Annotated in this window: 25 protein-coding genes; 20 read left to right on the top strand and 5 right to left on the bottom strand. The window is 52.5% G+C overall.

Features of this window, described 5'->3' with window-relative positions; genetic code table 11:
* Nucleotides 1-72 precede the first annotated feature (72 nt).
* A complete protein-coding gene (locus EVJ23_RS05260) occupies nt 73-1,020 on the bottom strand; it encodes an EAL domain-containing protein (RefSeq protein WP_201739220.1) in 948 nt (315 codons plus the stop codon).
* Between the two features lie 205 nt (nt 1,021-1,225).
* Here EVJ23_RS05260 and speE point away from each other — a divergent pair, with 205 nt between their 5' ends.
* From speE to EVJ23_RS05240, 4 genes are all read left to right on the top strand, one after another.
* Nucleotides 1,226-2,065, top strand: coding sequence for a spermidine synthase (gene speE, locus EVJ23_RS05255; protein ID WP_070328241.1), 840 nt, complete (start codon nt 1,226-1,228; stop codon nt 2,063-2,065).
* Nucleotides 2,062-2,943, top strand: coding sequence for an agmatinase (gene speB, locus EVJ23_RS05250; protein WP_131464648.1), 882 nt, complete (start codon nt 2,062-2,064; stop codon nt 2,941-2,943). The genes speE and speB overlap by 4 nt, the downstream gene beginning before the upstream one ends.
* Before the next feature lie 2 nt (nt 2,944-2,945).
* A complete protein-coding gene (locus EVJ23_RS05245) occupies nt 2,946-3,314 on the top strand; it encodes a Na-translocating system protein MpsC family protein (protein ID WP_131464646.1) in 369 nt (122 codons plus the stop codon).
* 198 nt (nt 3,315-3,512) lie between these two features.
* Nucleotides 3,513-4,463, top strand: a complete 951-nt coding sequence (locus EVJ23_RS05240; RefSeq protein WP_131464644.1) for a sodium-dependent bicarbonate transport family permease — start codon at nt 3,513-3,515, stop codon at nt 4,461-4,463.
* Between the two features lie 35 nt (nt 4,464-4,498).
* Here the strand turns inward: EVJ23_RS05240 and EVJ23_RS05235 are convergent, their stop codons facing one another.
* A complete protein-coding gene (locus EVJ23_RS05235) occupies nt 4,499-5,251 on the bottom strand; it encodes a homing endonuclease associated repeat-containing protein (protein ID WP_131457752.1) in 753 nt (250 codons plus the stop codon).
* A gap of 448 nt (nt 5,252-5,699) precedes the next feature.
* On the opposite strand from EVJ23_RS05235, the gene EVJ23_RS05230 reads away from it, so the two are divergent.
* From EVJ23_RS05230 to EVJ23_RS05195, 8 genes are all read left to right on the top strand, one after another.
* Nucleotides 5,700-7,613, top strand: coding sequence for a polysaccharide biosynthesis protein (locus EVJ23_RS05230; RefSeq protein WP_131464642.1), 1,914 nt, complete (start codon nt 5,700-5,702; stop codon nt 7,611-7,613).
* The gene (locus tag EVJ23_RS05225) at nt 7,610-8,638 is read left to right on the top strand and encodes an NAD-dependent epimerase (RefSeq protein ID WP_131464640.1); all 1,029 of its coding nucleotides are present in this window, start codon (nt 7,610-7,612) and stop codon (nt 8,636-8,638) included. The genes EVJ23_RS05230 and EVJ23_RS05225 overlap by 4 nt, the downstream gene beginning before the upstream one ends.
* Nucleotides 8,638-9,981 carry a phenylacetate--CoA ligase family protein gene (locus EVJ23_RS05220; RefSeq protein WP_131464638.1) on the top strand — a complete coding sequence of 448 codons (1,344 nt, stop codon included), beginning with the start codon at nt 8,638-8,640 and terminating at the stop codon, nt 9,979-9,981. The genes EVJ23_RS05225 and EVJ23_RS05220 overlap by 1 nt, the downstream gene beginning before the upstream one ends.
* Before the next feature lie 24 nt (nt 9,982-10,005).
* Entirely contained in the window at nt 10,006-11,373 is a 1,368-nt protein-coding gene (locus tag EVJ23_RS05215; protein WP_131464636.1) for a phenylacetate--CoA ligase family protein, read from the top strand.
* Between the two features lie 10 nt (nt 11,374-11,383).
* Nucleotides 11,384-12,715: a nucleotide sugar dehydrogenase gene (locus EVJ23_RS05210; RefSeq protein ID WP_131464634.1), complete on the top strand. Its 1,332-nt coding sequence runs from the start codon at nt 11,384-11,386 to the stop codon at nt 12,713-12,715.
* Nucleotides 12,703-13,833 (top strand): glycosyltransferase family 4 protein, encoded by a 1,131-nt coding sequence (locus EVJ23_RS05205; protein WP_071398401.1) that lies wholly within the window; start codon nt 12,703-12,705, stop codon nt 13,831-13,833. The genes EVJ23_RS05210 and EVJ23_RS05205 overlap by 13 nt, the downstream gene beginning before the upstream one ends.
* A 28-nt stretch (nt 13,834-13,861) precedes the next feature.
* Nucleotides 13,862-14,563, top strand: a complete 702-nt coding sequence (locus tag EVJ23_RS05200) for a hypothetical protein (protein WP_071398400.1) — start codon at nt 13,862-13,864, stop codon at nt 14,561-14,563.
* A gap of 76 nt (nt 14,564-14,639) precedes the next feature.
* Nucleotides 14,640-15,293: a hypothetical protein gene (locus EVJ23_RS05195; RefSeq protein ID WP_071398399.1), complete on the top strand. Its 654-nt coding sequence runs from the start codon at nt 14,640-14,642 to the stop codon at nt 15,291-15,293.
* Nucleotides 15,294-15,320: 27 nt separating this feature from the next.
* Here the strand turns inward: EVJ23_RS05195 and EVJ23_RS05190 are convergent, their stop codons facing one another.
* Nucleotides 15,321-16,085: a MerR family transcriptional regulator gene (locus EVJ23_RS05190; RefSeq protein WP_131464632.1), complete on the bottom strand. Its 765-nt coding sequence runs from the start codon at nt 16,083-16,085 to the stop codon at nt 15,321-15,323.
* 48 nt (nt 16,086-16,133) lie between these two features.
* On the bottom strand, nt 16,134-16,595 hold the full coding sequence (locus EVJ23_RS05185; RefSeq protein WP_236633456.1) for a GNAT family N-acetyltransferase: 462 nt from the start codon (nt 16,593-16,595) through the stop codon (nt 16,134-16,136).
* 220 nt (nt 16,596-16,815) lie between these two features.
* On the opposite strand from EVJ23_RS05185, the gene EVJ23_RS05180 reads away from it, so the two are divergent.
* The 6 genes from EVJ23_RS05180 (at nt 16,816) to EVJ23_RS05155 (ending at nt 22,999) form a co-directional block, all read left to right on the top strand.
* Nucleotides 16,816-18,519, top strand: a complete 1,704-nt coding sequence (locus EVJ23_RS05180) for a glycoside hydrolase family 13 protein (protein WP_131464630.1) — start codon at nt 16,816-16,818, stop codon at nt 18,517-18,519.
* A gap of 127 nt (nt 18,520-18,646) precedes the next feature.
* Nucleotides 18,647-19,066 carry a YwiB family protein gene (locus tag EVJ23_RS05175; RefSeq protein ID WP_070328227.1) on the top strand — a complete coding sequence of 140 codons (420 nt, stop codon included), beginning with the start codon at nt 18,647-18,649 and terminating at the stop codon, nt 19,064-19,066.
* Nucleotides 19,063-19,491, top strand: a complete 429-nt coding sequence (locus EVJ23_RS05170) for a hypothetical protein (protein ID WP_131464628.1) — start codon at nt 19,063-19,065, stop codon at nt 19,489-19,491. Before EVJ23_RS05175 ends, EVJ23_RS05170 begins: the two co-directional genes overlap by 4 nt.
* A 47-nt stretch (nt 19,492-19,538) precedes the next feature.
* Complete coding sequence (locus EVJ23_RS05165) at nt 19,539-20,057, top strand: GNAT family N-acetyltransferase (RefSeq protein ID WP_070328225.1); 519 nt, start codon at nt 19,539-19,541, stop codon at nt 20,055-20,057.
* A 6-nt stretch (nt 20,058-20,063) separates the two neighbouring features.
* Nucleotides 20,064-20,780 carry a hypothetical protein gene (locus EVJ23_RS05160; protein WP_131464626.1) on the top strand — a complete coding sequence of 239 codons (717 nt, stop codon included), beginning with the start codon at nt 20,064-20,066 and terminating at the stop codon, nt 20,778-20,780.
* 89 nt (nt 20,781-20,869) lie between these two features.
* A complete protein-coding gene (locus EVJ23_RS05155; protein WP_131464624.1) occupies nt 20,870-22,999 on the top strand; it encodes a (Fe-S)-binding protein in 2,130 nt (709 codons plus the stop codon).
* A 45-nt stretch (nt 23,000-23,044) separates the two neighbouring features.
* Here EVJ23_RS05155 and EVJ23_RS05150 read toward each other — a convergent pair whose 3' ends face one another.
* The gene (locus tag EVJ23_RS05150) at nt 23,045-24,340 is read right to left on the bottom strand and encodes a protoglobin domain-containing protein (protein ID WP_131464622.1); all 1,296 of its coding nucleotides are present in this window, start codon (nt 24,338-24,340) and stop codon (nt 23,045-23,047) included.
* Between the two features lie 214 nt (nt 24,341-24,554).
* On the opposite strand from EVJ23_RS05150, the gene EVJ23_RS05145 reads away from it, so the two are divergent.
* Both EVJ23_RS05145 and rpoE read left to right on the top strand, forming a co-directional pair.
* Complete coding sequence (locus EVJ23_RS05145; RefSeq protein WP_131464620.1) at nt 24,555-25,865, top strand: hypothetical protein; 1,311 nt, start codon at nt 24,555-24,557, stop codon at nt 25,863-25,865.
* A gap of 89 nt (nt 25,866-25,954) precedes the next feature.
* A complete protein-coding gene (gene rpoE / locus EVJ23_RS05140; protein ID WP_070328219.1) occupies nt 25,955-26,434 on the top strand; it encodes a DNA-directed RNA polymerase subunit delta in 480 nt (159 codons plus the stop codon).
* The last annotated feature ends 206 nt before the right edge of the window (nt 26,435-26,640 follow it).

Genomic DNA, 26,640 nt, shown 5'->3' with positions numbered 1-26,640 from the left:
TAAAAACTTCTGTTAGTTATCCTATCTCCCGAACGTTCTTCTCTAAAACCTAAAAAAGATGCTACTCTGTTATCAGAGTGGCATCGATTTAAGCGAAGTAACATCATCTGGTGCAGCCGGTTTGCCGAAGAAATAGCCTTGGGCGAGATCATAACCGAGTTCGCGACAGACGTCGACCTCTTCGGCGCGTTCGATCCCTTCGGCGAGGATGGTGATGTCCATCGAACGCGTCAATTGACGGACGTTCTTCAAGAACGTGCGTTTCTCGGCATCTTGGTCACAGAACGAAATATACGACCGATCGATTTTGACGTAATCGGGCTCGAGCCGCTGTAACATGTCAAGCGTCGAGAAGCCGGCACCGACATCGTCGAGCGCGACTTTCATGCCGCGTTTTTTATATGTCGCGAACACGTGCTGCAAATGAGCGACGTCTTGGACTTTCTCCGTCTCGACGACTTCAAAGATGAACCGGTCGGCACTGAGCCCGTAGCGGTCGATGACTTCGAACGTGTGTTGCAGACAGTAGTCCGGGTTGTAGATCGTCGACGGCAAGAAGTTGATGAACGTCTTCTCGTGAGGTGCGACGGCGTGATACGTCGCTTTGATCGCCTCGGCCCGGGCGCGTTGGTCGAGCTTCGAATGAAGTCCGAACCGGTTGGCGGCGCGGAACAGCTCCCCAGGCGAGATATTGTTCGGGCTGCGGAGGAGCGCCTCGTAACCGAACCGTTCACCTGTGTCGAGATGGATGATTGGTTGCAGGTGACTTTCGAACTCCCCGTGTTGGATCAGCTCGATCGTGTCACGGTTGGCGATCTGTTCGAGCAAATCGACTGCTGGTAGAATCGGTGTTTGCTGTTTCGTGGCAGGGTTGACACAATATACATTGTCCTCGACCGAAGATAGCTTAGTCTTGAGTTCATCAAATGATTCGTATGGCTGAGGTTGGTCGTTGACGACCAACAAGCCCCGTTCAAAGAGCGGGATTGTAGTGGAGCAGGCCACGCAAGGAGACCACATAGGATCCCTCCTTTACTGTTATAAACTACATCTATATCCAGTTTATCGGCTAAACCTCATGGAAAAATCACACATCTGGACGAATAAATAAAAAAATCGTGCAAAATGCGGACAGTTTTTGTATACTTCCTATCGTATGAATAAGAAGCGCCTCAAAACGCCACTCGCATACGAACAACTTTTTGAACAGAAAGGGGTTCTATCGATGGACCAAAAATTAAAGTTATGGTTTACGGAGCACCAGACAGAAGATTACGGGATCACGTTCCGGGTTAACCACGTTTATGAGAGCGAACAAACGGAGTTTCAACGACTAGAGATGGTCGAAACGGACGAGTTCGGTACAATGTTGTTGCTTGACGGAATGGTCATGACGACGGATAAAGACGAATTCGTCTATCACGAGATGGTGGCGCACGTGCCACTGTTCACGCACCCTAACCCGAAACACGTTCTCGTGGTCGGCGGCGGCGACGGTGGTGTCATCCGTGAGATTATGAAACACCCAACAGTCGAGAAAGCGGTTCTTGTCGACATCGACGGGAAAGTCATTGAATATTCGAAGAAATACTTGCCAAATATTGCGGGTGAGCTCGACAACCCACGCGTCGAAGTCATCGTCGGAGACGGCTTCATGCACATCGCGAAATCGGAAAACGAGTACGACGTCATCATGGTCGATTCGACTGAACCGGTCGGACCGGCAGCGAACTTGTTCACGAAAGGGTTCTACGCAGGAATCTCGAAAGCGCTCAAAGACGATGGAATTTTCGTCGCGCAGTCGGATAACCCGTGGTTCACACCAGAACTCATCCAAACGGTACAGCGTGACGTGAAAGAGATCTTCCCGATCACGAAGCTGTACACAGCCAACGTGCCGACGTACCCGAGCGGCTTGTGGACGTTCACGATCGGCTCGAAGAAGTACGACCCGCTTCAAGTTCCGGCTGAGCGGTTCCACGATATCGAGACGAAATACTACACGCCAGCGCTTCACTCGGCGGCGTTCGTACTTCCTAAATTCGTGGAGGACTTGACGAAATGATCAAACGTTTCGATGAAGCCTACTCAGGAAAAGTGTTTATCGCGAGCCTTCCGGAAGTGACGGATGCGAAGACGGTCCTTTACGGCATGCCGATGGACTGGACGGTCAGTTTCCGTCCGGGCTCACGTTTCGGTCCGAACCGCATCCGTGAAGTCTCGATCGGACTCGAAGAATACAGCCCGTACCTTGACGGGGACTTGAACGAAGCGGCCGTCTATGACGCAGGGGACATCCCGCTTCCGTTCGGCAACGCCCAAAAGTCGCTCGACATGATCGAGTCGTTCGTCAAAGACGTCATCAAAGAAGGGAAGTTCCCGCTCGGTATGGGTGGTGAACACCTCGTCACGTGGCCGGTCATCAAGGCGATGCATGACGCGTACGGGGACGACTTCGTCATCTTGCACCTCGACGCGCACACCGACCTTCGTGACGATTACGAAGGCGAGCCGCTCTCGCACTCGACACCGCTCAAAAAAGCGGCCAACTTGATTGGGCCGTCGAACTGCTACTCGTTCGGGATTCGTTCGGGGATGAAAGAAGAGTTCGACTGGGCAAAAGAAGTCGGCTACAACTTGTACAAGTATGAAGTGCTCGAACCGCTCAAGCGCGTCCTTCCGACGCTCGCCGGCAAAAAAGTGTACGTCACGATCGACATCGACGTCCTTGACCCGTCGGCCGCACCAGGAACCGGCACGCAAGAGATCGGCGGCATCACGACGAAAGAGTTGCTCGAGTCGGTCCATGCCATCGCCAACGCTGACCTCGATATCATCGGTGCCGACCTCGTCGAAGTGTCACCGGCGTATGATCAGTCGGACATGACGGCGATCGCCGCCGCGAAGATCCTTCGCGAGATGATGATCGGGTTCGTGAAGTAACGATGCCGAAAAAAGGTCAGCTCGAGATGGAACTGAGCGCCCGGATCACCCAATGGGAGAAAGAGTATCTCGGGCGCGGTTCATTAACGTGTAAGAGTGACCTACTCCGCGATTTGGCCATCGTGACGCTGCAAGGCGTCTTGACCCCGGCCGAATATGAACTCGCCGCGAAGTCGAGTGGTCGCGAACAGTTAAAAAAATACCGCAACAACCTCGTCGAATCCGGCCGGGTCCAACTCGAGACGATCATTCATGACGTGCTCGGGAGACGGCTCGTGTCGCTCCATACGGACATCAGCACGAAGACAGGCGAACGCCTCATCGTCTTTCGGTTGGATGCACCGTGGGACGATGTGATTGACAAGGCGTGACGACATTTTTACACTAGAAGCAGAGACGCGTCAGGATTGGTGGAGAATGCCTACGGGAACTTTCCACCGCCGTCCTGAAACGGAGCTGTCAAAAACTACCCCGACAGTTGTCGGCTAGACGGAACGACCGTGTTCGAGCCGTCGGCATGCAGCGCACACCTTTCTTTGGTGTGCGCTTTTGTCGTCTAGGAGGAAACAATGGAACTATTGACGTTTTTATTGACGAGCGCCCCGGTGCTCCTGTTCGTGACGGGCGTGATTGCCGCCCTCGGAAAGTCGAATTTAAGAATCCCCGAATCGCTCAGTGTGACGCTTAACATTTATCTGCTACTCGCCATCGGGTTAAAAGGCGGCATGGGGCTCGCCGCTGTCTCGCTTGACGAGCTTGCGGCACCGCTCGCCGTGACGCTCGTCCTCGGGATGGTTTTACCGCTCGTCGCTTTTGGACTCGGTCGTCTGCTCAAGTTCAGCTTTCACGAACGGATCGCCATGGCGGCGACGTTCGGTTCGGTCTCGCTCGTGACGTATGTCGCTGCGACCGCCCAGCTCGAGCGGATCGGTATCAGCTATGAACCGTTTATGACGACGCTCGTCGTCGTCCTCGAGATTCCCGGTCTCGTCGTCGCGCTCTTACTGTACAACCAGACGCGTGTGCTCGGTATCACGGCCGCCCCGAGTCAGTCGTTCACCGTCATCCGGGACAGTATGCTTTCAAAGAGCATCCTCTTGCTCATCGCCGGCCTTGTCGTCGGATTCGTCACGCCGGACACGTCGGCGCTGACACCATTCTTCGTCGACTTGTTCCCGGGCGTCTTACTCTTATTCTTACTGAGCCTTGGGGTCAAGGTCGGCCATCAGCTGAAAGACGTCCCGGCGTACGGCATGAAGTTTTTGATTGTCGGGACGATGTTCCCGCTCATCGGGGCCGTTGTCGGCTACTTTGCCGCCGGACTGGCCGGTTTGTCTGACGGGGGTACGATCTTGCTCATGACGCTCGCGGCAAGCGGCTCTTACATCGCGGCGCCGGCGATGCTCCAGGCGTCCGTCCCGGAAGCCGAGCCGTCGTTTTATTTGACGCTCGCCCTCGCTGTCACGTTCCCGTTCAATTTGCTCGTCGGTATCCCGCTGTTCATCACGATCGTCACATGACAAAAGCGCCGTCTCATCGAGAGACGGCGCTTTTGTCATGTGATGACTTGCTGTTGTTCCATACATTTCAAAGCGGCGGTCCAGCTGCCGAACAAGGCGTTGATCGTCGACGTGCTCGGCACGTTTCGTCCTTCGGCCCATTTGCGGTAGTGAAGGATGCTGAAATGGTTTAATTCATCTTTAGCGACCCGGAGCGCCTCGATGACGTCCTCCTCGTCCCATTTCCGTTTCGGTGGGGCGATATCGAGGACGAACAAGGCGTAGCTCCAGGAGCCGTACTTCCGGGCAATCGTTGCCACGGTCGGATATCCCTTCTCCTGCGCCCAGACAGCGTAGTGCTGTGAAGTGAGACGTGTCAGTTCGGCGGACGCCTCGATGAGTGCCTGAATGATGCGCTCCTCGTTATTGCGGGCCGTCGTCGTCTGCAATTTCGCTTCGCGAAGTGCGTTCGACCACGAGCCGAACCGACTGCTGATCAGCGTGAGCGACGGGGCTTGTGCGACTTTGGCCCACTCCCGATACGTTTGGCTCGTAAAGATGTCGAGCTCTTCGGCGGCCTCGTTTAACGCGGTTAAAATATCTTCGTCCGAATAATAGCGGTACATCATTTTGATTTCAGCGGCCTGAACGGCTTCGCGCCAAGAACCGAATTTGTAAATCACGGTCGAGAGGGAAGGAACGTCTTTGCTGCGGGCCCAGAGTGTGTATTGTTTCGTATCGAATTCTTTGAGTTCATTCGCTGCTTGTTGTAGGCATGAGATGATTTGCTGCTCTGTCCATCTTTTCATCGTGATGTCTCTCCTTTTTAGAAGCGCTTGATTGCTTCAAAGGTCATGGTGTGGTTGAACGATGATGGTCCTCAAGGAAAGCCCAAACGGTCGAGGGCGCGACTGCGGTTGACAACGAACATAAAAGACTCGTGACTGACGGTGTAAGCAAGTCGTGAAGAGGTCATGTGACGAGCATGCATATTTACTTACTTCTAAATTCCCCTCCTTATTGACAATTTACACCTAATTCACGACTCATATACTTTCAATATTACCCATTTAGTGCGGAAATATTCACAAACAAAAAGAAATGGCCATCATACATTCGTAAAACTGTTTGATGGCTAAATTTCGTTGCTATGAAAAAGCTATGGTTTTCTTTCAGATTGTGAATCTCGAACGGGTACTAATCTAGCATCAGCGAATAACCCGTTTACATTCGGCAATCTTTAAAGGTGGTGACAGGATGACTATTCGATTCAATCATTATCCGATGGACCGAAAAAACACGATGCTTATGATGCTCGACGTGACAATCGCGGCGGCGGCCATCTTTCTCACGTTCAAACTGTTGTTCGCTCATGACACGACCGTCTCCGGGGACACGACGAAGTTGATGACGATTTTAGCGCTGAAGAGTACAGCTCTGCTCGTCCTCGGGTGGATGACACGCGTTTATCGGATTGACTGGCGTTACGGTTCGATGCGTGAGCTACAATTGCTCGCCCTCGTGTTGCTCACGAGTGATTTAATTGTTCTCGGTGCTGCCTTGATCGTGTTAGAGAACATGTCGTATCAAGCGCTGTTCGTCCAGAGCCTGCTCGCGTTCAACGGGATGCTGTTCATCCGGATCGTGGCGAGAACCCGGTCTTTCTTCCGATTCCGGAACGCACCGCCGAGCGGGAAAGCGACACTCATCATCGGCGGTGGGGACTCAGGACAAAAGATCACGAAAGAGTTGAAAGAACATCGGACGAACGTGTTAAACGTCGTCGGTATTTTAGACGACAATCCGTTCCTGCAACGGCTCTATATCCATGGGACACCGGTCATCGGCCCGATTGATGCGCTCGAGCGGAAAATTGAAGAGCTCGGGATCGAAGTCGTTGTTCTCGCAATCCCGTCCCTGCCTTACAGCAAACGGCTGCAACTGCTCAAGCGAATCGAGAAGACGGGCGTCGAATCACACGCGTTACCGATGCTCTCAGAGCTTGCGTCCGGAAAAGTATCGATGAATGAGATCAGGGAAGTGGCGATCGAAGACTTGCTCGGACGAGAGCCGGTCCAACTCGACGTATCCGAGATCTCACATAAGCTAAAAGGCACGACCATTTTGATTTCAGGCGCTGGCGGATCGATTGGGTCTGAGCTATGCCGGCAGTTAATCAAATTCGAACCCGGTCGTCTCGTCTTGTTCGGGCATGGCGAGAACAGCATTTATTCGATTGACCGTGAACTTAAAGACTTACAAACGGAAACGGAGATTTGTCCGATCATTGGGGACGTCCAAGACCGGGCGCGGTTGATGGAAGTGTTCGAACAGTTCGAGCCTGAGATCGTCTATCATGCGGCGGCCCATAAACACGTCCCGCTCATGGAAGGGAACCCGAAAGAGGCCGTGAAGAACAACATCTATGGTACGAAAAATATGGTCGAAACCGCTGATTTGTTCAACGTCGAACGTTTCGTCATGATCTCGACAGACAAGGCGGTCAATCCGACGAACGTGATGGGCGCGACGAAACGGGTCGCCGAGATGATTGTTCAGCAACAAGCGCGTCATAGTGCGACGACGTTCTCGGTCGTTCGGTTCGGTAACGTCCTCGGCAGTCGCGGCTCGGTCGTCCCGTTGTTCAAAGAACAGATTGAACGCGGTGGTCCGATCACGGTGACACATCCCGAGATGACGCGTTACTTTATGACCATCCCCGAGGCGAGTCGGCTCGTCGTTCAAGCAAGTGTTCGCGCGAATGGCGGTGAGGTGTTCGTCCTTGATATGGGACAGCCGGTCAAAATCGTCGACTTGGCCCGACGGATGATCACGCTCAGCGGCTTCACGCTTGAGCAAATTTCGATTGAATACAGCGGAATCCGGCCGGGCGAGAAATTGTATGAGGAGCTGCTTGCCACGAGCGAACGCAGCGAAAATCAAGTGTACGACAAAATTTTTGTCGGCTGTACGCGACCGTTCAAATCGGTCGAACCAATTTTACGTACGATTGAACATCTGCTTGACCAACAAAGCGCATTGACGTCCTTCCTCTTGTTCGTCGCCAATAGCGAAATCCCGGAAGAAGTGATGGCAGATATGTTCGCGCCTCAGATCGAGCCCGTTCGGATTCGTTCGAGCGACCCCACCCAAAGGAGGAAGACGTTATGAAAAAGACTGTGCTCGTCACAGGTGTCGCAGGGTTCATCGGCTTTCATTTGGCGCGCCGGCTGTTGCGAGAAGGGCACCACGTCGTCGGCATTGATGAAGTGAATGATTACTATGATCCTCATTTGAAAGAGGCGCGTCTCTACGTCTTGACGCACCCGAACTTCAAACTGTATCGGGACTCGCTCGAGAACAAAATGGCCGTCACACGGGTGTTTGAGAAACGGAGTCCTGATATCGTTGTCAACTTGGCTGCGCAAGCAGGCGTCCGCTACAGTCTTGAAAATCCGGACGCTTATATCCAATCGAATATCGTCGGATTTTTAAACATCCTTGAGGCGTGCCGGAACTTCCCGGTCGAGCAATTGATTTATGCATCATCAAGTTCCGTGTACGGCTCGAACCAAAAGATGCCGTTCTCTGAACAGCATCCGGTCGATCATCCGCTCTCGTTATATGCGGCTTCGAAGAAAGCGAATGAACTGATGGCCCACACGTATAGCCATCTGTTCGGTCTAAAGACGACCGGACTACGATTTTTTAGCGTCTACGGACCTTGGGGAAGACCAGATATGGCGCTGTACAAATTTACAGAAGCCATCATTAAAGGTGAACCGATCGACGTCTATAACTATGGGCAAATGGCCCGTGACTTCACTTATGTCGACGACGTGATTGAGTCGATCGTCCGCTTGATGGACATTCAACCGTTCGCTGACGAAGAGTTTGACTATCACGACCCGCTCCCGGACCGAAGCGACGTCCCGTTCCGTGTTTACAACGTCGGGAATCATAGCCCCGTCCAACTGATGGATTTTATTCGAATCATCGAGAAAAAACTAGGGAAGCGAGCAATCGTGAACGAACTCCCGCTGCAGCCGGGTGACGTACCGGAAAGTTTTGCCGATTCATCGGAATTGTATGGAGCGATTGATTTTCAACCACAGACCCCGATTGAACAAGGGGTGCATGAGTTTATCGATTGGTATATCGCGTATCACCATGCATTGAAGGAGGGAATCGAGTGATGATGTCACTTCAAGACAAAATCTATGCCAACTCTCCGTTGCCGGTTCAAAACTGGCTTATCTCGCTATACGGGTTGAAGTTATACCATGAGCGTTACGGTCCCTATTACGAAAAAGAGTTGACCAAGCTTCGAAGTCGACGGCTCGTCGATCCGCAAACAGCCCAACTGAATCGGCTCAATCGGTTCCTTAAGTTTTGTCAGACGCATAATAGCTACTATCGGGACTTGTTTGACCGCCATCACGTGGAGCTGCCGCTTCTGCAACTGAGCGATTTGAAACAAATTCCAGTGCTTGAGAAAGAGACACTCCGTACCGAACCGACTATTTTCTCGGATGTTAAAGCACCAATCGTCGGGTGTACGGGTGGAACGACCGGGACGGCACTCCAAGTCCGGTTCACGGTCGAAGATTACCAAGCCCGCATGGCCCATTTGGATTACTTTAAAGAGCAGCACGGCTTTACAAAAGGGATGAAACGAGCAAGTTTCACCGATCGGATGATTTGTCCGCGCGGCCAGGAAGAGCCGGTCTATTGGCGTTATAACGCTCCGATGAAACAGATGCTCTACTCGGTCGTTCACTTTCATCCGAAAACGATCCCGGCCTACGTCGAATCATTGAACGACTTTCAACCTGACGCCCTCGACGGTTCGCCGTCCGCGATGATCGAAGTCGCCAAGTATTTAAAAGACACGGATATGCGCTTAACGTTCAAGCCAATCGCCATCTTTCCGACGTCGGAAACGTTGTCGCCATGGGGACGCGCATTGCTCGAAGAAGTTTTTGACGCCCCGGTATACGACCAATACGCTTCTTCAGAAGGCGCACCGCTCGTCACCGAATGTCAGCATGGACGGATGCACCTCCATCCGGAGACCGGCATCATTGAGGCCGGAGAGAACGGAGAAGTGCTCGTCACGAGCTTCACGACCCATGGCACGCCGCTCGTCCGTTATCGAATCGGAGATCGGATGACACTCAGCGATGAGACGTGTCCGTGTGGCCAGACCGGTACGGTCATCTCGTCGATCGATGGCCGTCAAATGAATTACGTCGAGACACCGGAAGGTTATAAAGTGTTCGAAGGCGACTTGACGGCGACCGTCGCCGTACTGCCGAACTCGGTACTTCAAGTCCAAGTGCTCCAACATGAGATCGACCAGATTGAAATGTTGTATGTCAAAGATGAGGACCGGTTCGAAAACGAACATGAGACGATATTAAAGCAAGAAGTGGAACGACTGTTCACACCGAATATGCGAATCCGTCTTAAAAATGTGCCGGCCATCAAAAAAGAACCAAACGGAAAAATTCGGGTCGTGAAGAGACTTCACGTCTGACCCATACAAAAGGGGAGTTCGATCATGGCGATCTTCGCGTTGCGGGACGTATATTTTAAGGCGCCAATCCGCCTTCAAAACTGGATGACGTCACTTTATGGCTTGAAGTTGTCACAAGAGCGTTACGGGAAAGCGTACGAGCAGGAGCTTGCCGCCCTACGCAACCGTCCGACGGATGACGCGGCCGTTCGAGCAGACCAGCTTCGACGACTCAATGACTTTTTAGCATTTTGCGAAGCGAACAATGACTATTACCGTCAGTTATTCGACGAGGCCGGCGTATCGCTCCCGCTCCACTCGATTGAAGATCTAAAACAGATTCCGATACTCGAGAAGGAAACGGTCCGCTCGACCCCGGCCATCTACTCGCACGTGAAGACAGACATTATCGGCAAGACAGGCGGGACGACCGGTGCGTCGCTCCAAGTGAAATTCACAGCAGAAGATTATCAGATCCGGATGGCCCATTTGGATTATTTTAAAGAACAACACGGCTTTAAAAAAGGGATGAAACGAGCCAGTTTCACGGGACGCGTCATTTGTGAACCGGATCAAGCGGCACCCGTGTTTTGGCGGTATAATCGTCCGATGAATCAACTACTGCTGTCGTTGTTCCATCTGACCGAGGAGAATATCCCGCACTATATCGCAGAACTGAATCGGTTCAAACCAAGCGTTCTCGATAGCGCCCCGTCCGCCATGATCGACCTGGCCTCATACATTAAAGCGCACAACATCAAACTCGACTTCCAACTGATCGCCTTGTTCCCGACGTCAGAGACGATCACGGCGTTTGGACGGTCGTTGCTTGAAGAAGCGTTCAACGCGCCCGTATTCGACCAATACGCCTCGTCCGAAGGGGCACCGATTTTGAGCGAATGCAGTCATGGACGGATGCACCTTCATCACGAGACAGGGGTCATCGAGCCTTATGGGGAGGACGGCGAAATTCTCGTCACGTGCTTTACGACCCACGGCACACCGCTCGTCCGCTACCGGATCGGGGACCGGATGAAGTTTGGGGAAGGGACTTGTCCGTGCGGTCAAGGCGGGACGTATGTCGAGTCGATCGAGGGACGGCAATCGAATTTCATCGTCACGCCAAAAGGACTCAAAGTCTATGAAGGGGATTTGACGACGATTGTCAGCGAGCTCCCGAACTCGGTCATTCAAGTCCAGTTTCGGCAGTTCGATTTGCATCACATCGAGATGCGCTACATCAAAGACCCAAATCGCTTTACCTCTTCGCATGAACAAGTGCTTCGACGGGGATTGAAAGAGCTCGTCGGAGACGGCGTCGAGATTACGTTGACGCCGGTCAAACAAATTCCTCGAGGCCCGAACGGAAAAGTCATCGTCGTCGAAAAGTTGATGAATCAAATTTCACAATAACTGGAGGCAGATGGACATGGACAAACTCATCTCAGAATCACGGACAGCACGAAGAACCATTGCCAATCGCCATATCGCCGTCGTCGGACTCGGGTACGTCGGTCTCCCGGTCGCGGTCGCGCTCGGAGAAGTCGGAGACGTCATCGGATTTGATATTAATGAGGCCCGCATCAACGAACTGAACGGTCATCTCGACAGCACGCGAGAAGTCGAGCGGGAATCGCTTGAAATCGCCTCAGTCGCATATACGACCGACGCGTCACAGCTTGAAGAGGCGGATTTTATCATCATCGCCGTACCGACGCCGATCAACGAACAAAATCAGCCGGACCTCGGTCCGATCTGTAGCGCGACGCGAACCGTCGGCAAGCACCTACGGCCGGGGGCGATTGTCGTCTACGAGTCGACCGTTTACCCTGGACTGACGGAAGAAGAATGCATCCCGCTGCTCGAACGAGAGTCGGGTCTACGGGCCGGGATCGATTTTAAAGTCGGCTATTCGCCAGAGCGTATCAATCCAGGGGACCGGGTCAACACGTTCCGGACGATCAAGAAAGTCGTCGCCGCCGAGGATGAGGAGACGCTTGATATCGTCGCAGCCGTATATGAGACGGTCGTCGATGCCGGTGTGCATCGCGCTTCGTCCATCAAAGTCGCCGAAGCCGCGAAAGTGATCGAGAACACGCAGCGGGACTTGAACATCGCATTGATGAATGAACTCGCGATCATCTTCGAGCGGATGAACATCGATACGCTTGAAGTGTTAGAAGCGGCCGGTACGAAATGGAACTTCCTGAACTTCCGGCCTGGACTCGTCGGTGGCCATTGTATCGGGGTCGACCCGTTCTATTTGACGATGAAGTCTGAGATGCTCGGCTATCACCCTGAGGTCATTTTAGCCGGTCGGCGCATCAACGAGACGATGGGCAGCTTCATCGCCACGTCGCTCATTAAAACGATGATCCGTCAAAACATGCCGGTACTCGGCTCACGGGTCACCGTGCTCGGCATGTCGTTCAAAGAGAACGTCAGTGATATCCGTAATTCAAAAGTCGCGACACTCGTGCGGGAAATCGAGGAGTTCGGCCTTGAGGTGCAAGTGTACGACCCGCTCGTCCACCATGAGGAAGTCGAACAAGAATACGGGATCCAAGTAAAACCGTACCATGAGCTCAAGCCGGCGGAAGTCGTCATCTACGCCGTCTCACACGATGAATTCGTGAGTGCCGGGTGGAAAATCGCCGAACGTCAGTTGAAGATGGGACGAGGGATCGTCATGGATTTAAAAGGTATCTTAAACCGAGCGACGAAGCCAGAGGAGGTCCACTTATGGCGCCTTTAAAGATCCTTCAATTCTGCGCGGTCGACGTGACCGCTGACGTCCTGTTGCGTCCGCTCATCGAGTCGCTGAAAGCCGAAGGGCACCAAGTCGATGTCGCCTGTGCCTACGGTGACCGGACGGACCGGTTGCGGGCGGAAGGTTGGGTCATCCATACGCTGCCGATCGATCGCAAATTCCATCCGAAGCGGAACGTGCAGACGATTCAAGGGCTCGTCGCCTTGCTCAGACGGGAGAAGTATGACGCGATCCATGTCCATACGCCGGTTGCGGCCGCGCTCGGACGGGTTGCGGCCCGAATCGCCCGCACCCCACACATTCTGTACACGGCCCATGGCTTTTACTTCCATGAACGGATGAGCCGGGTCGCCTATGAACTCGTGTTTTGGCTCGAAAAATCGCTTGCCGCACTCGCGACCGACTGGCTGCTGCTCCAAAGTGAGGAAGATTATTCGCTTGCCAAGACCCGACAATTTAAAAGCGATGACCGTCTGCTTCATCTCGGGAACGGGATTGATTTGACTCGATTCCAACCGCTTGAAAAAACAGTTGACCCGAAGCAGTTAAAGTTTCTGTTCGTCGGTCGCCTCGTTAAAGAAAAGGGGATCCTCGATCTACTCGAGGCGTTTCAGGAAGTGTCTGCGCGTCATCCGGGAGCGACACTCACGATTGCCGGAGAGTTGCTGTCGAATGAGCGGGATCAAGAGACCGCCAAACTCGTTGAAGCTCACTTGGTAGACAATCCGAACGTTCATTACGTCGGATACGTCATAGACACCCCGTCTTTGTTCAACCGTCATGACGTCTTTCTGTTACCGTCTTATCGGGAAGGGCTCCCCCGTTCCATTTTAGAGGCGATGGCGTCAGGTCTTCCGGTCATCGCGACGAACATCCGCGGTTGTCGAGAAGAAGTCATTGACGGAGAGACGGGATACCTCGTCCCGGTGGCCCGTCCGCAAGCGCTCGCGGAGGCGATGGAGTCGTTCATCGAGCATTCAGATCGGATCGAATCATACGGTCGCCGAGGTCGCGAAGTCGTCGAGGAACGGTTCGATGAATCGAAAATTTTGACACGGCAAATCAATTTATTTGCGCAAATTAGCGCTCGTGAAGTGGGATGAGTCGTCGCATATAAAAGGGGGAGGCGGCATGGAAGAGAAACAAGTGATTCACCAGTTGAGGACGGCCGCCGATGACGGTCGTCTCACAATCCATATGTACCAGCAATGGCAACAAGCGAACGGCGGACCGACCGTACTCGAACTGTTAGAAGTGTATGGTTCGTGGGCGAACGTGCTGCGGCTCGTCGGGTTTGAAAACCAGATGCCGCGTTTCACGAAGTCGGAAATGTTGCGAACGCTTCGCCGGGCAGCGAAGGATCTTGGCTCGATCAATAGTGCCGATTACCGAAAATGGGCGCATGACCATGATGCTCCGACGCTCACGGAAGTTGTCATCCAGTTTGGGTCTTGGAAGGTCGCATTGATCGAGGCCGATCTACTCGGGATGATGGCAAAAGACCAAAAGATTGAAATTATTCAAGCGTTGCTCGATGCGAGCGATGAAATCGAACCATTTAATTCAACGACGTATGCGAAATGGGCGAAAGCGAACCAACGTCCGAGTATCACAAAAGTCGTTCGGCGCTTCGGGTCTTGGACGCAAGCACTTGAAGAAATCGGATTGTCGACGCGTAAAGCGTTCACGGAACAAGATATTCTATCGGCGTTGAAAGAAGCGAGTGAGGATTTGGCCGTCCTCTCGCCATGGGGTTATGAAATATGGCAAAAAAAGACGGGAAAGGACCGGCGCTTAAAGATATCCAACAGATGTTCGGTTCTTTTGACATAGCGCTTTCGGCGATGGGGCCAGAATTTACAGACCAGACAGACGATGACGCTTCAAAGAGAGGGAAGGAGGAGGGCTTATGACGCGTCCGATCGTCTTATGTATCGGCGAGGATCCGACTTCGACTTATGTGTACCAGGCGATCCGGAATCTCGGGGTGACCCATGTGATCAAAGAAGACGGTCCGGCTGAAGTGCGGCCCGACTCGATCAACGAGTGGATGCGTCAATCATACGTTCGCTTTATGTCACCGCTCATGTGCCGATTCAGTCGTCAGCGCGTCCGAGAGTTACAAGCACGTTATCCGCTGAACGACAATCCGATTCCATCGCATCATCTGTTGCGTGTCACGTCACTGAATGACGCCCGAACGATGATGTGGCTTGATCGCTTACAACCACAACTCGTGATCTTGCACGAGACCGGACCCGTCGACATGAGCCGACTGCACCGTCTTGACTGTCCGATTTTAACGGTCAGCCCTTCGATGGCCAAAGGACAACTTGAAGCGTACTGGGCGTTTCGCGCTAAGCCTGACGTCTGTGAAGTGAGAATCGAACAATGGGGCGACAGAGGCTGGACTGTACTCGATCGGTCCGTCCTGTATGTCGGTGGCACCGATAACTTTGCGACGTATCCTTACCTTCAACTTGTGACGGCACTGCCGCTTTTGCGTCGTCAAATTGAATCGATGCTCGAAGAGGACGTATATGATCGACGGACGGCAGAGTAAAGGCCAAAGCGAGTTCGCTTTGGCCTTTCAGCTATTTTTGATGCAGTAATGTTGGATTGCGTCGTTATAGTAGACGGCAAGCCCGGTCGCGTACTTGTCGTAAAACATCGTGAACCGCTCATCCATGACATACATGTGCCCGAGTCCGCTGAACATGTCGAATGAACAGTCATAGAAATTAGCATTGATGAACTGATGGTTCGCTTTGACGACGGCTTGGACACGTTCGTCTTCAATCGGTACGTCCGCTCGGAACAGGTCGACGAGCGGTTTGACGAGATTCATCTGTTCTTGGCTGAGTGTTTCCCAATCATCTTTCGAGCGTTGGTTGGCACGCTCGAAAGATGTGTGGTACGCCTCGCTGTCGCCCCAACGGTCTTGTACTTCAGTCTCATGTTTTGCTTCGTGTGCCTTGAGTTCGTCAAACGACAGTCCGTTGAACAATGCGTTGTCTTCCATGGGAAGTCCTCCTTTGAGTGAGGTGAGTGTCGCCTCGGCCGTGTCGGCGAGCATATCAAAATAAGCCGCTTTCTCGCGCAACGCTGTGACTTGGCGCTCGAGCGTCTGAGCCCGGTCGAACGAATCGGCTTCAAGTAAGTGTTTGATCGCGTCGAGTGAGAAGTCGAGCGACCGATAGAACAGAACCGTCTGCAAACGGTCGACGTCATGTTTTGCATAGCGGCGATATCCATTGTCGTCGCGCAGCGGTACAAGCAGACCGATCGCGTCATAATGCCTTAGTGTCCGTTGCGTCGTCCCGGCGAGCTTCGCGAGCTGCTGAATCGAATACATAAGCCTCACCTCCTTGAATTCAGCGTAAAGCGTGACGTCACGTCAAGGTCAAGCTTGTTTTTCAAATAAGGAAAAACCGTCGCGTTCGCCGACGTAGCTGAAGCCGAAGCGAAGATAATAGTCGTTCAAAAATCCGTTCGTCGCGACACAGTCGAGCCGGATCCGTTTTGCCCCGGCCATTGCCTGACGCATCAATTGAGTACCGATTTGTTTTCCTTTATGGCGCGAGTCGACGACGAGGCGATGCACGTAGACGGCTGTGTCGGCGTCGTTCCATAAGTTCTCGTCCCACGACGTCGGCGGGATCAGACTGACCGCCCCGATGATGGTGTCGTTCTCTTCATATACGTACACCGTCCCGTTCGTGACGTCATACGTCACAGTATCGGTCCGACTCGGCTTTAAATATTTTTGCCATTGCGTTTTTCCGGCTGCTTTAAACTCCATCGCTTTCGTTAGAATAAGCGTATCGATGGGAGATACATCGGCCACGGTGGCCAAACGAATCATATGAGTCGCCTCGCTTTCAATTGGTTTTCAAATCGTGTAGGGTACACGGTGAGCAAGCTATTTAAAACTTCTTTGTGTCGGCGAATGATTTTTGGTAAGATAAACTTACTGTAATCGTGCAAACGATTGCGCTAGCCGTAAGAAGAAAAAATAGCACTGATATTAGGATAAGTATATAGGATGCGCAGTAAGTTTAGAGACAAGGGAGTCTTATTGAGATATGCAACTTTTACAACGTGACCAACAGACAAAAACTTTAAAACGAAATTGGTGGAAAGAAGCCGTCGCCTATCAAATCTATCCGCGCAGTTTTTACGACGCGAACGGTGACGGGATCGGTGACATTCAAGGCATCATCGACAAACTCGATTATTTGAAAGACCTCGGCGTCGACGTCATCTGGATTTGCCCGATGTACAAGTCGCCGAACGACGACAACGGTTATGACATTAGTGACTATGAGGACATCATGGACGAGTTCGGGACGATGGCAGACTTTGACCGTCTCTTGGAAGAAGTCCATGCGCGCGGCATGAAGCTGCTCTTGGACCTCGTCGTCAACCACACGTCAGACGAGCATCCGTGGTTCATCGAATCGAAGAGCTCGAAAGACAATCCGAAGCGTGACTGGTACATTTGGCGCGACGGGAAGCCCGACGGTTCGAAGCCGAACAACTGGGAGTCGATCTTTGGCGGCTCGGCTTGGGAGTTCGACGAGACGACCGAACAGTATTTCTTGCACGTCTTCTCGAAGAAACAGCCGGACCTCAACTGGGAGAACGCTGAGATGCGCCAGACGATATACAACATGATCAACTGGTGGCTCGAGAAAGGCATCGACGGTTTCCGCGTCGACGCCATCAGCCATATCCGTAAACACCCGTCGTTCGGCGATCTTCCGAACCCGGAAGGCCTCGACTTCGTGCCGTCGTTCGAGATGCACATGAACGTCGACGGTATTCACGGCTACCTGGAAGAACTCCGTGACGAGACGTTCAACAAACACGACATCATGACGGTCGGTGAAGCGAACGGCGTCTCGCCTGACGACGCCCACCTTTGGGTCGGTGAGAAGGACGGCAAGATGAACATGGTGTTCCAATTCGAGCATATGGGTCTTTGGCGTGAAGACGCCGAGTCGAAACTCGACGTCGTCCATTTGAAGAACGTCTTGACGAAATGGCAAAAAGGCCTCGAGGCAGACGGCTGGAACGCCTTGTATGTCGAGAACCACGACCAGACACGGACCGTGTCGTCATGGGGCGACGATGAGCGTTACTGGAAAGAGAGCGCCAAGTCGATCGCGATGATGTATTTCCTCATGCAAGGGACACCGTTCATCTATCAAGGCCAAGAGATCGGGATGACGAACGTGAAGTTCGATTCGATCGACCAGTACGACGACATCGCGACACGTAACCGTTACTATATCGGACGTGAGCACGGCAAGAGCCATGAAGAGATGATGGAGATCACGTGGAACTCGTCACGTGACAACACACGGACGCCAATGCAATGGAGCGACGCCGCGAATGCCGGCTTCACGTTCGCCGAGAAACCGTGGTTCGGCATCAACCCGAACTATCCGGACATCAACGTCGACGCGCAGCTCGAGGACGAGGATTCGATCCTCAACTTCTATAAAGAGATGATCCGTCTCCGGAAAGACGACGAGACGTTCGTCTACGGCAAGTACGATATCGTCTTGCCGGAACATCCGGAGATTTACGCCTACACACGGACGCTCGGTGACACGCAATACCTCGTCATGTCGAACTTGACGGGCAAAGAAGCGATCTTCGCGACGGATATCATGCTTCGTTCAGACGACGTCGTCTTGAAGAACATGCCGCTCGACGCGCATGATGAGACGATGCTCCTCCACTTGAAGCCGTTCGAAGGACGCGTCTACAAGTTGAGCTGACTCAAAGACAGGGGAAACCCTGTCTTTTTTGTGGTGTGAGGCGCGCGCGAACCGGGAAAGAAAAAGTTAGCGATTCCGGACCGTTTAGGAGATATGGTACGATGAGACAGCGGAAAGGGGAATCACCATGGCAATTGAACCACGACGGGTCCGTGTCCGGCAGACGACGAAAGTCAGTGAGGTCGATGAACCGATCGAGCTCCATGCCGACGGTCTCTACTATGAATTAAAGACCGGCTTCATCTTGACGTTCGACCAAGAGCGTGAGGACGGCATCGTACCGACGACGTTGAAATATACGACTGGGCGGCTCGCCCTCATCTGTAAAGGACCGATCGAGATGAACCATTCCTTCATTGAAGGACGGCTGACACAAAGCCTATACAAAAATCCATATATGTCGATGACGATGGCGACGACAACGGTGCGGCTCGATGTCCGGGACGGCCGCTGCCGTTTCCATTACGAGTTGGCAATGAACGACGACTTGGCGGGCGACTATGAAGTCGACGTCGCTTGGACGTTTGAAGGAGGAGAAACGACATGAATTTTACAGAACGTGTGAAAAAAATTGAAGAGATGTTGAACGAGGATTGGTTCGAGATGCTCGAGACGAACGAGGAAGAGTATGAGGAATGGCGAGGCCGCCTCGAAGACCATGCCGAACAAGTCATCGGTCATTATGACAATGAGACCGGCGTCGATATGGACGCGGTCGACAAGTTGCTCCAATTGAACGACGAGTTCCCGCTCCTGTACGGAGAAGACACGGTCCGGCTCTATATCGCGTTGATCGAGGCGCGATCGGAAGATAAATCGGTGTACGACCGCTATATCGACTACTTGGCGGCAATCGGTGACGCTGAGCATGAGGAATTCTTGCGGTTCCACACACTCGTCGAAGCCGGTCGCTTAGACGAAGCGAAACAACTCGCACCCGTGATGCCAAAACGATTAGGACTCGAAGACTAAGGCCGCATTGCGGTCTTTTCTATACATATAATTAGGGGGGAAATGCTATGTTACGGCTCGTGAAGACGTCAGTCGAACAGCAAGACCAAGTTCTTGCCCTGTTAAGCGAATGGAAAGAGGACGGAAGCAACATCGTCCCGACGACGATTAATAAAGATACAAGCGATTTTGACGCCTACGTCAAACGACTACTTGACGCAGAAGACCGTGAAAAGATTGAGGACGGTTGGGTGCCGAGCACGACGTATTGGTTGACGGACGGGGACGAGTTGCTCGGGGCGGCGAATATTCGCCATGAGTTAAACGCCCACCTGTTGAACTTCGGGGGACATATCGGCTACGGCATCAAGCCGAGTGCGCGCGGACGCGGTTTGGCGACAGAACAGCTACGTCTCGCGCTCGAGAAAGCGAAGGAACTCGGGATTGAGCGGGCGCTCATCACGTGTGACCGAGAGAACGTCGCCTCTCGCCAAGTCATTTTGAACAACGGGGGTGTCGCCGACACACCGTATACCGAAGAAGATGGAACCGTCGTCGAGCGATTTTGGATTGAACTGAAAGGGTGACATGGGATGGCGAACTGGATTGTCGTGTATTTAGTGCTCATCAATTTCTTTGGGATTTATTTGTTTCCACGCGACCGGGTACCGTCTAAAAAATGGTTCTCATTTTCGAGCGGGATCGCCATCACGTATTTTTTCATGTATTTATTGCCATCGCTCAACAAGCGCCAAGATACGCTTCAAGTCAACTGGCTCGACCTTGCCTTGCCGTCAGAGATTTACGTCGTCAGTCTGCTCGGTTTCACCGTCTTCTACGGGACGATGCGGTTCGTGCGGACACCGTACTTTCAAGACGAGACGATTGACCGAAACGTGTCGTATTGGCTTCAAGTGACGCTTCTGACGGCATACATGTCGTTCTCGGCTTACGTCGTCACGGCGACATCGGTCACGTTTGTGGCACGTAGTTTTTATGCGACCGCGCTCGGTGTCCATTTCCTCGCTGTCGGTCACGACTTGTACCGTCACTACGGGGAACGTTATTTGACGCAAGGCCGTTATTTTTTAAGCGGCGGGATTCTCGTTGGCGGCTTGTTCGCTCGTTTCATCGATCTCGCGACGCACGTCGAGGCGCTCCTGTTCGCGTTCGTCGCCGGGGCGATGATCCTCAATATCGTCAAGTTCGAGCTGCCGGCCGACCGCAACCTCCACTTCCGGACGTTCGTGCTCGCCGTTTTCGGCTACGGCGGCATCTTGTTGTTCTTGAAACATGTGCTCGACTTTTGATTCCAACAAGAAAATGAATGACTGTTCATTCACTTTTTGTTATACTGAACTCAAGATTGAATCCGTTTTCATAAGGGGGAGTTTTGGGGATGTCGACATTTTTAATCGTCAACTGGATTCTATTCTTGCTCGTTCTTGGCTATGGACTGTATTTGTTCGCGACGCTCGTCTATCAGCGTTATACGTTCATCAAGCTTGGGAAGAAGGCAGAATGGAGCCAAACGAATAAGGAACGGCTCGAACAAGTCATGATCAACGTGTTCGGTCAAAAGAAACTACTGAAGGATAAGAAGAGCGGGATCATCCACGTCATGATGTTCTATGGGTTCATCCTCGTCCAATTCGGGGCCATCGACTTCATCTGGAAAGGGCTCGCCGTCGGAACCCGTTTCCCGCACGTGCCGCTCGGTCCGCTCTATCCGATTTTCACATTCATGCAAGAAATCGTCATGCTCATGATTCTCGTCGCGGTCGTTTGGGGATTCTACCGCCGTTACGTCGAGAAACTTGTGCGCTTGAAGCGGAACTTTATGGCCGGCCTCGCCCTCATCTTCATCGGCGGGCTCATGGTATCGGTCTTGTTCGGCAACGGGTTCTATCTCGTCTATAAAGAAGAGCTGCCGATGTGGGGCGAACCGGTCGCGACACTGATCGGTTCAGCGTTCGCTTGGGTACCTGGGGGCGTCGCTTTCGCCTTGTTCGTCGTCTTCTGGTGGCTACACCTCATGTTCTTGCTCAGCTTCATGATTTACATCCCGCAAGGCAAGCACGCCCACTTGATCGCCGGCACGTTAAACGTCTGGCTCGGCCGGACGCACAAAGTCGGCCGTCTCGCGCCGGTCGATTTCTCGGCGATGGAAGACGCGGAAGAGTCGGACGAAGAAGTCGTCTTCGGTGTCAACAAAATCGAGGACTTCAACCAGAAGCAACTCGTCGACTTGTACGCTTGTGTCGAGTGTGGGCGCTGTACGAACGTCTGTCCGGCGACCGGTACCGGCAAGATGCTGTCGCCGATGGATCTCATCGTCAAGCTGCGTGACCATATGAACATGAAAGGGGCGGCCATCACGCGGAAATCACCGTGGGCACCGGCCCTCATGTTCCAAAACACGCAAGGTGCGGAGATCGCGGCCGCGGCCCAAAACGGGCACATGCTCGTCGCCGATGAGTTGATCGGCAACGTCATCACGGAAGAAGAGATTTGGGCGTGCACGACATGCCGAAACTGTGAAGACCAATGTCCGGTCATGAACGAGCACGTCGATAAAATCATCGACCTTCGCCGTTACCTCGTCATGATGGAAGGGAAGATGGACCCTGAGGCGCAACGTACGGTCGCGAACATCGAGCGCCAAGGCAACCCGTGGGGCATGAACCGGAAAGAGCGCGAAAACTGGCGCAAAGACCGGGAAGAGCTCGTCATCCCGACTGCCAAAGAGAAAAAGAAAGCGGGAGAAGAGTTCGAATTTCTCTTCTGGGTCGGGGCGATGGGCTCTTACGACAGCCGTAGCCAAAAAGTCGCCCAAAGCTTCGCGAGTGTCTTAAACAAGGCCGGTGTCTCGTTCGCCATCCTCGGAAACGAGGAGAAGAACTCAGGGGACACACCGCGCCGAATCGGGAACGAACTATTGTTCCAAGAACTCGCCGAAGCGAACATCAAACTGTTCGAGAAATACGGCGTCACGAAAATCGTCACAGTCGACCCGCACGCGTACAACACGTTCAAAAACGAGTATCCGGACTTCGGGCTGACTGGTGTGAAAGTGTACCATCATACCGAGCTGCTCGCCGAACTGCTCGATACGGGACGGGTCAAGCCGGACTTCGCCGTGAACGAACGCGTCGTCTACCATGACTCGTGCTATCTCGGCCGCTATAACAACGTCTATGACGCACCGCGTTTCGTCCTCGAACGAATTCCAGGTGTCGAGCTCGTCGAGGCGGCACGTAACCGCGAGAACGGCATGTGTTGTGGAGCCGGTGGCGGACTCATGTGGCAAGAAGAGAAAGTCGGGACGCGTGTCAACGTCGCTCGGACCGAGCAGTTGCTCGAGACGAAGCCGACGGTCATCGGTTCGGCATGTCCGTACTGCTTGACGATGCTCTCGGACGGTACGAAAGCGAAAGAAGTCGATGAGACGGTCGGAACGTTCGACGTCGTCGAGCTGCTCGATCGCTCACTGAAGCCGATCGAAGTACCAGAACCAATCTTACAATGAAACAAATCCGGGCTTGGTCAGCGACCAGGCCCGGATTTCGTTTACTTACATTTCGGATTTTGTGAGCAGTGAAGACGTGAGGTGAGACAGTCCTTGCGTCGTCTCGTTGATGGCTGAGATCGTCTCGACCATCTGTCCGAGGTCTTGCTTGTTGCGTTCGAATGAGAGAACGTAGTTGCCCATCTCGTCTTTCACGGTCGAGAAGCCGACTTTGACCGCGCTCAACTGGCGCATCGCCTCGTCGTTCGTCCGATGCATTTGTCCCATCTGGTCGAGCAGGGCGGCGATGTTCGTCTCGTTCTCGTGGATGAGTACGTTAATCTGACTGCTCAGTTGTTTGGCGTTCTCGGCGAGCGTCCGGACTTCGGTCGCGACGACGGCGAAGCCTTTGCCGTGCTCACCGGCCCGGGCCGCTTCGATTGAGGCGTTCAACGCGAGCAAGTTCGTTTGGTTGGCGATCTGTTCGATGCTGCGGGTCATGCTGACGATCTCTTGCGAGCCGTCTTTGAGTGCTGTGATGCGCTCGAGCGAGGCGTCGACGTATGTCGCCGATTGCGTGAACTCCGTCTCCATCTGCTCGATCTGTTTGCCGTTCGTTTGCGTCAGTTCCATCAAGTGACGGCTCATCTTCTCCGTCTGTTCGGTTTCAGACAACACTTGGTGGGCCCGGTCACTCGTCTCGGACATGGCGGCGCCGGTCCGTTCCATCGTCGTCGCGACTTCCGTGCTGACACGACCGATATCGGTCAACAAATCGGTCCGGGCCGCGTTTGCCGATTCGATTTCACCGAGTCTGGCGTCGACGTACTGCTCGGTCACGATTTGAGCGTCTAAATTCATCGCGTGAGACAACGCGAGCAACGACTCGGTCATCGCCGCCGGGTCGTGTTGATAGTGCTCGACGATTTTCGGGACGAGCAACGTGTTGAAGGCAGAATACGTCGCGAGGAACCAGACGACCGGTACCGAGAAATTATGGTGTGTCTGTCCCATGCGTTTACGCATGGCGAGAAACTTCTCATCGATCCGACCCGTCAACAAGCTGCGGAAGTAGTCGGCGAATACTTTTTTCAAACGCTCGCGCGTCGATGAAGCGTTGGCGATCTTGACCATGTCAGGCTGCAACATCAAATGGTCGAGTACGCTTTCTAACACGTCATCAAGCACGGATTCGACGAGTGGGGCCATCGCTTGAAGTCGTTCGACTTGAGTCGACGTATAGCCCATATAATGCGCGCGTCCGCTCAGGCGTTTGTCTGATGGTTGTGCGATGGTCGTTGCGTCAGGGAAAGCGATTGATGCGGTATAATCAGGTTTTTTCGGTTTACGGAAGAGTGTCATTCAAAAATCTCCTTTTTCATCATATGTAGAATAGAGGTGTCTCCTTTATATCGGCTAAGTTGTGAAAAAAGTAAGGGGTGGATGTGTAATCGCTTTATTCTTAGCGACTAAGCGAACTGGATAATTTTGAGTCATTGTTATTCAGTCGCGAAACCGGGGAAAAGATTCAAAGAAGCATTTGTGTAAGTGTTCGCTAAGAAAGAAGGGGACGCACATGAAAAACGTTATTGTTTTGTTGACCATCGTGAGTGCGCTCAGCAGCCAAATCCTCCCGCAAATTTTGTATTTGTCAGTCATGGCATTAGAAGAAGGCGCCGGGGGTTTAATCCCATTCATGATTTTTTATGTCGCGAGTATGTCGGGTCTATTGTTGTGGGTTTATGTCATCGGTCGTCTCGGGTCGAAACAGACGTTTTTGATTGCTTTATGGGTACTGGTCGGCGGACTGATCTGCTTTTTGTTGCCGTTTGAATGGGCCGTTGAGTTGAGTGCATTTTTAGTCGGCGTCGGCTCAATTGGCGTCGGGTCGATCATGACGACGATTTTGTCCCAACTGAGTGAACTGTCTGTACCAAAAGAACCGACGGAGGACAAAGGGAGTTCATTGCCGCTCGTATTGGCACTCGTTGCGTGGATCGCCGCATTCTCATACACGCTCACCCAATCTTACAACGGGGCCGTCATCTTATTCCTTGTCAGCCTCGTCCTGCCATGGTTATTCGTGAGAAAATTGCCACTCCAAAAAACGGCAACTTGGACATTGACGACGGTAAAGTTTGTGGGCGCCTTCATCGCCGTCACATTATTTACGTTAGTGAGCCGTCTTCTTAGTTTGTTAGAAGGAACGAGAGGCTACATTGAAATATTTTTGTTGATGGTCATTTTACTAGGATATGTGGGCTGGGTTCTGTTCCAAGAACGGACGAGAACATACGTCAGCGCGACTAGGACGCGACAAGTCCAATTGCTTGCGTTCGTCGTCGGCTTGTTCGGGGGATGGACATTGATCGGTGCCGTATTCGTCAGTCTCGCCCTATATTCGTTTCAAGTACTCCTCTTCTATGTATTTGTCCCATTTTTGGCAGGGGTTATCGGTTGGGTATTGATTAGTCGCGTTTTCGAGTTGGCTCGCCGTCCTTATCTCGTCCTGTTCGTCTCATCTCTGGTGTTTTTCTTAGGTTTCATCGAACCGCTCGTGTTCATTCCCGTCCTGTTCGTGAGCGGTTACGTTCAAACGATGTACTCAAGTGCCGGGCACGTCTACTTATATGAATACTATGGAGACAACAAAGAGTTTGCTTCGTTACTGCTTCAACTATGGAAACGATTTGGCATGGTCGTCGCCTATTCCGCTTTGATGGTCGGAATATTAAGCTATGGTCTCTACGTTGGACAGACAGTCAATGCCGAGCTGTCGTTTCAAATTCCTCGCGGCTGGATGATGGGGGTACTCGATCTGACTTGGTTGTTTAACGTTGGATTGATTACAATCTATTGGCAACGCGTCAATAAAAATCAAGCGTAACCGAAATAATTTCCTCTAGCTTTTTTATATCGGTTTTGTTTATAATGAGGAGTGATGTTTAACTAGTGACGGAAAAGGAGTGTCCTTTAATGAATAAATCGTTGATCGATTTTGTTTACGAAATTCTTCAAAAGACTGGGGAGCAACCAGTTTCATTTGATGAAATCCGCGAGCAGATCAGACAAAACTATACGTTCACAAGTGAAGAGGAAGAGCTCGAGAAAATCGCGCAACTCTACACGGACATGAACATCGACGGACTATTCGTCAACTTGGGAGCTAACCGTTGGGCGCTTCGTGTTTGGTATCCGTTCGATAAGTCAGACGAAGATCTCGTCATCGAGGCACGCCAACGCGGCGAGCTCGACGAGTTTGAGGAAGATCTCGATGAGACGGACGAAGGCATCGTCGACATCGAAGACGACCTTGACGTCTTTGCTAAAGGTGAAGATTTCGATGCATCTGAATTTGATGCGGATGATGAAACTGAAAAAGTACCAGACCTTGACGAGTTCAAGGACGACGACTTAGACGACGACCTCGACCTTGAAGACGAGGACGACTTATAAGAGACCGCAAAAAGCCGGGCATTTGTCCCGGCTAGGCGTGTCTCTTTTTCTTTTTTGGCACACGTAACCAAGAAAAAAATAATAACTTGACGACTGCATCGTCTCTGACGTAAATTAGTCATGGGCTAGTTTAGCACGTACGATGCAGCAAAAGTGTCCCCCATGTCAGTGGGGGCACTTTTGCTTTTTTTGTTTTTCGTTTCCCG

It is taken from the genome of Exiguobacterium sp. SH1S1, from assembly GCF_004337245.1.
GTDB classification, from domain to species: Bacteria; Bacillota; Bacilli; order Exiguobacteriales; family Exiguobacteriaceae; genus Exiguobacterium; species Exiguobacterium aurantiacum_A.
Note: the sequence above shows the minus strand (reverse complement) of the source record. Positions and strands in the feature narration are given on the sequence as shown.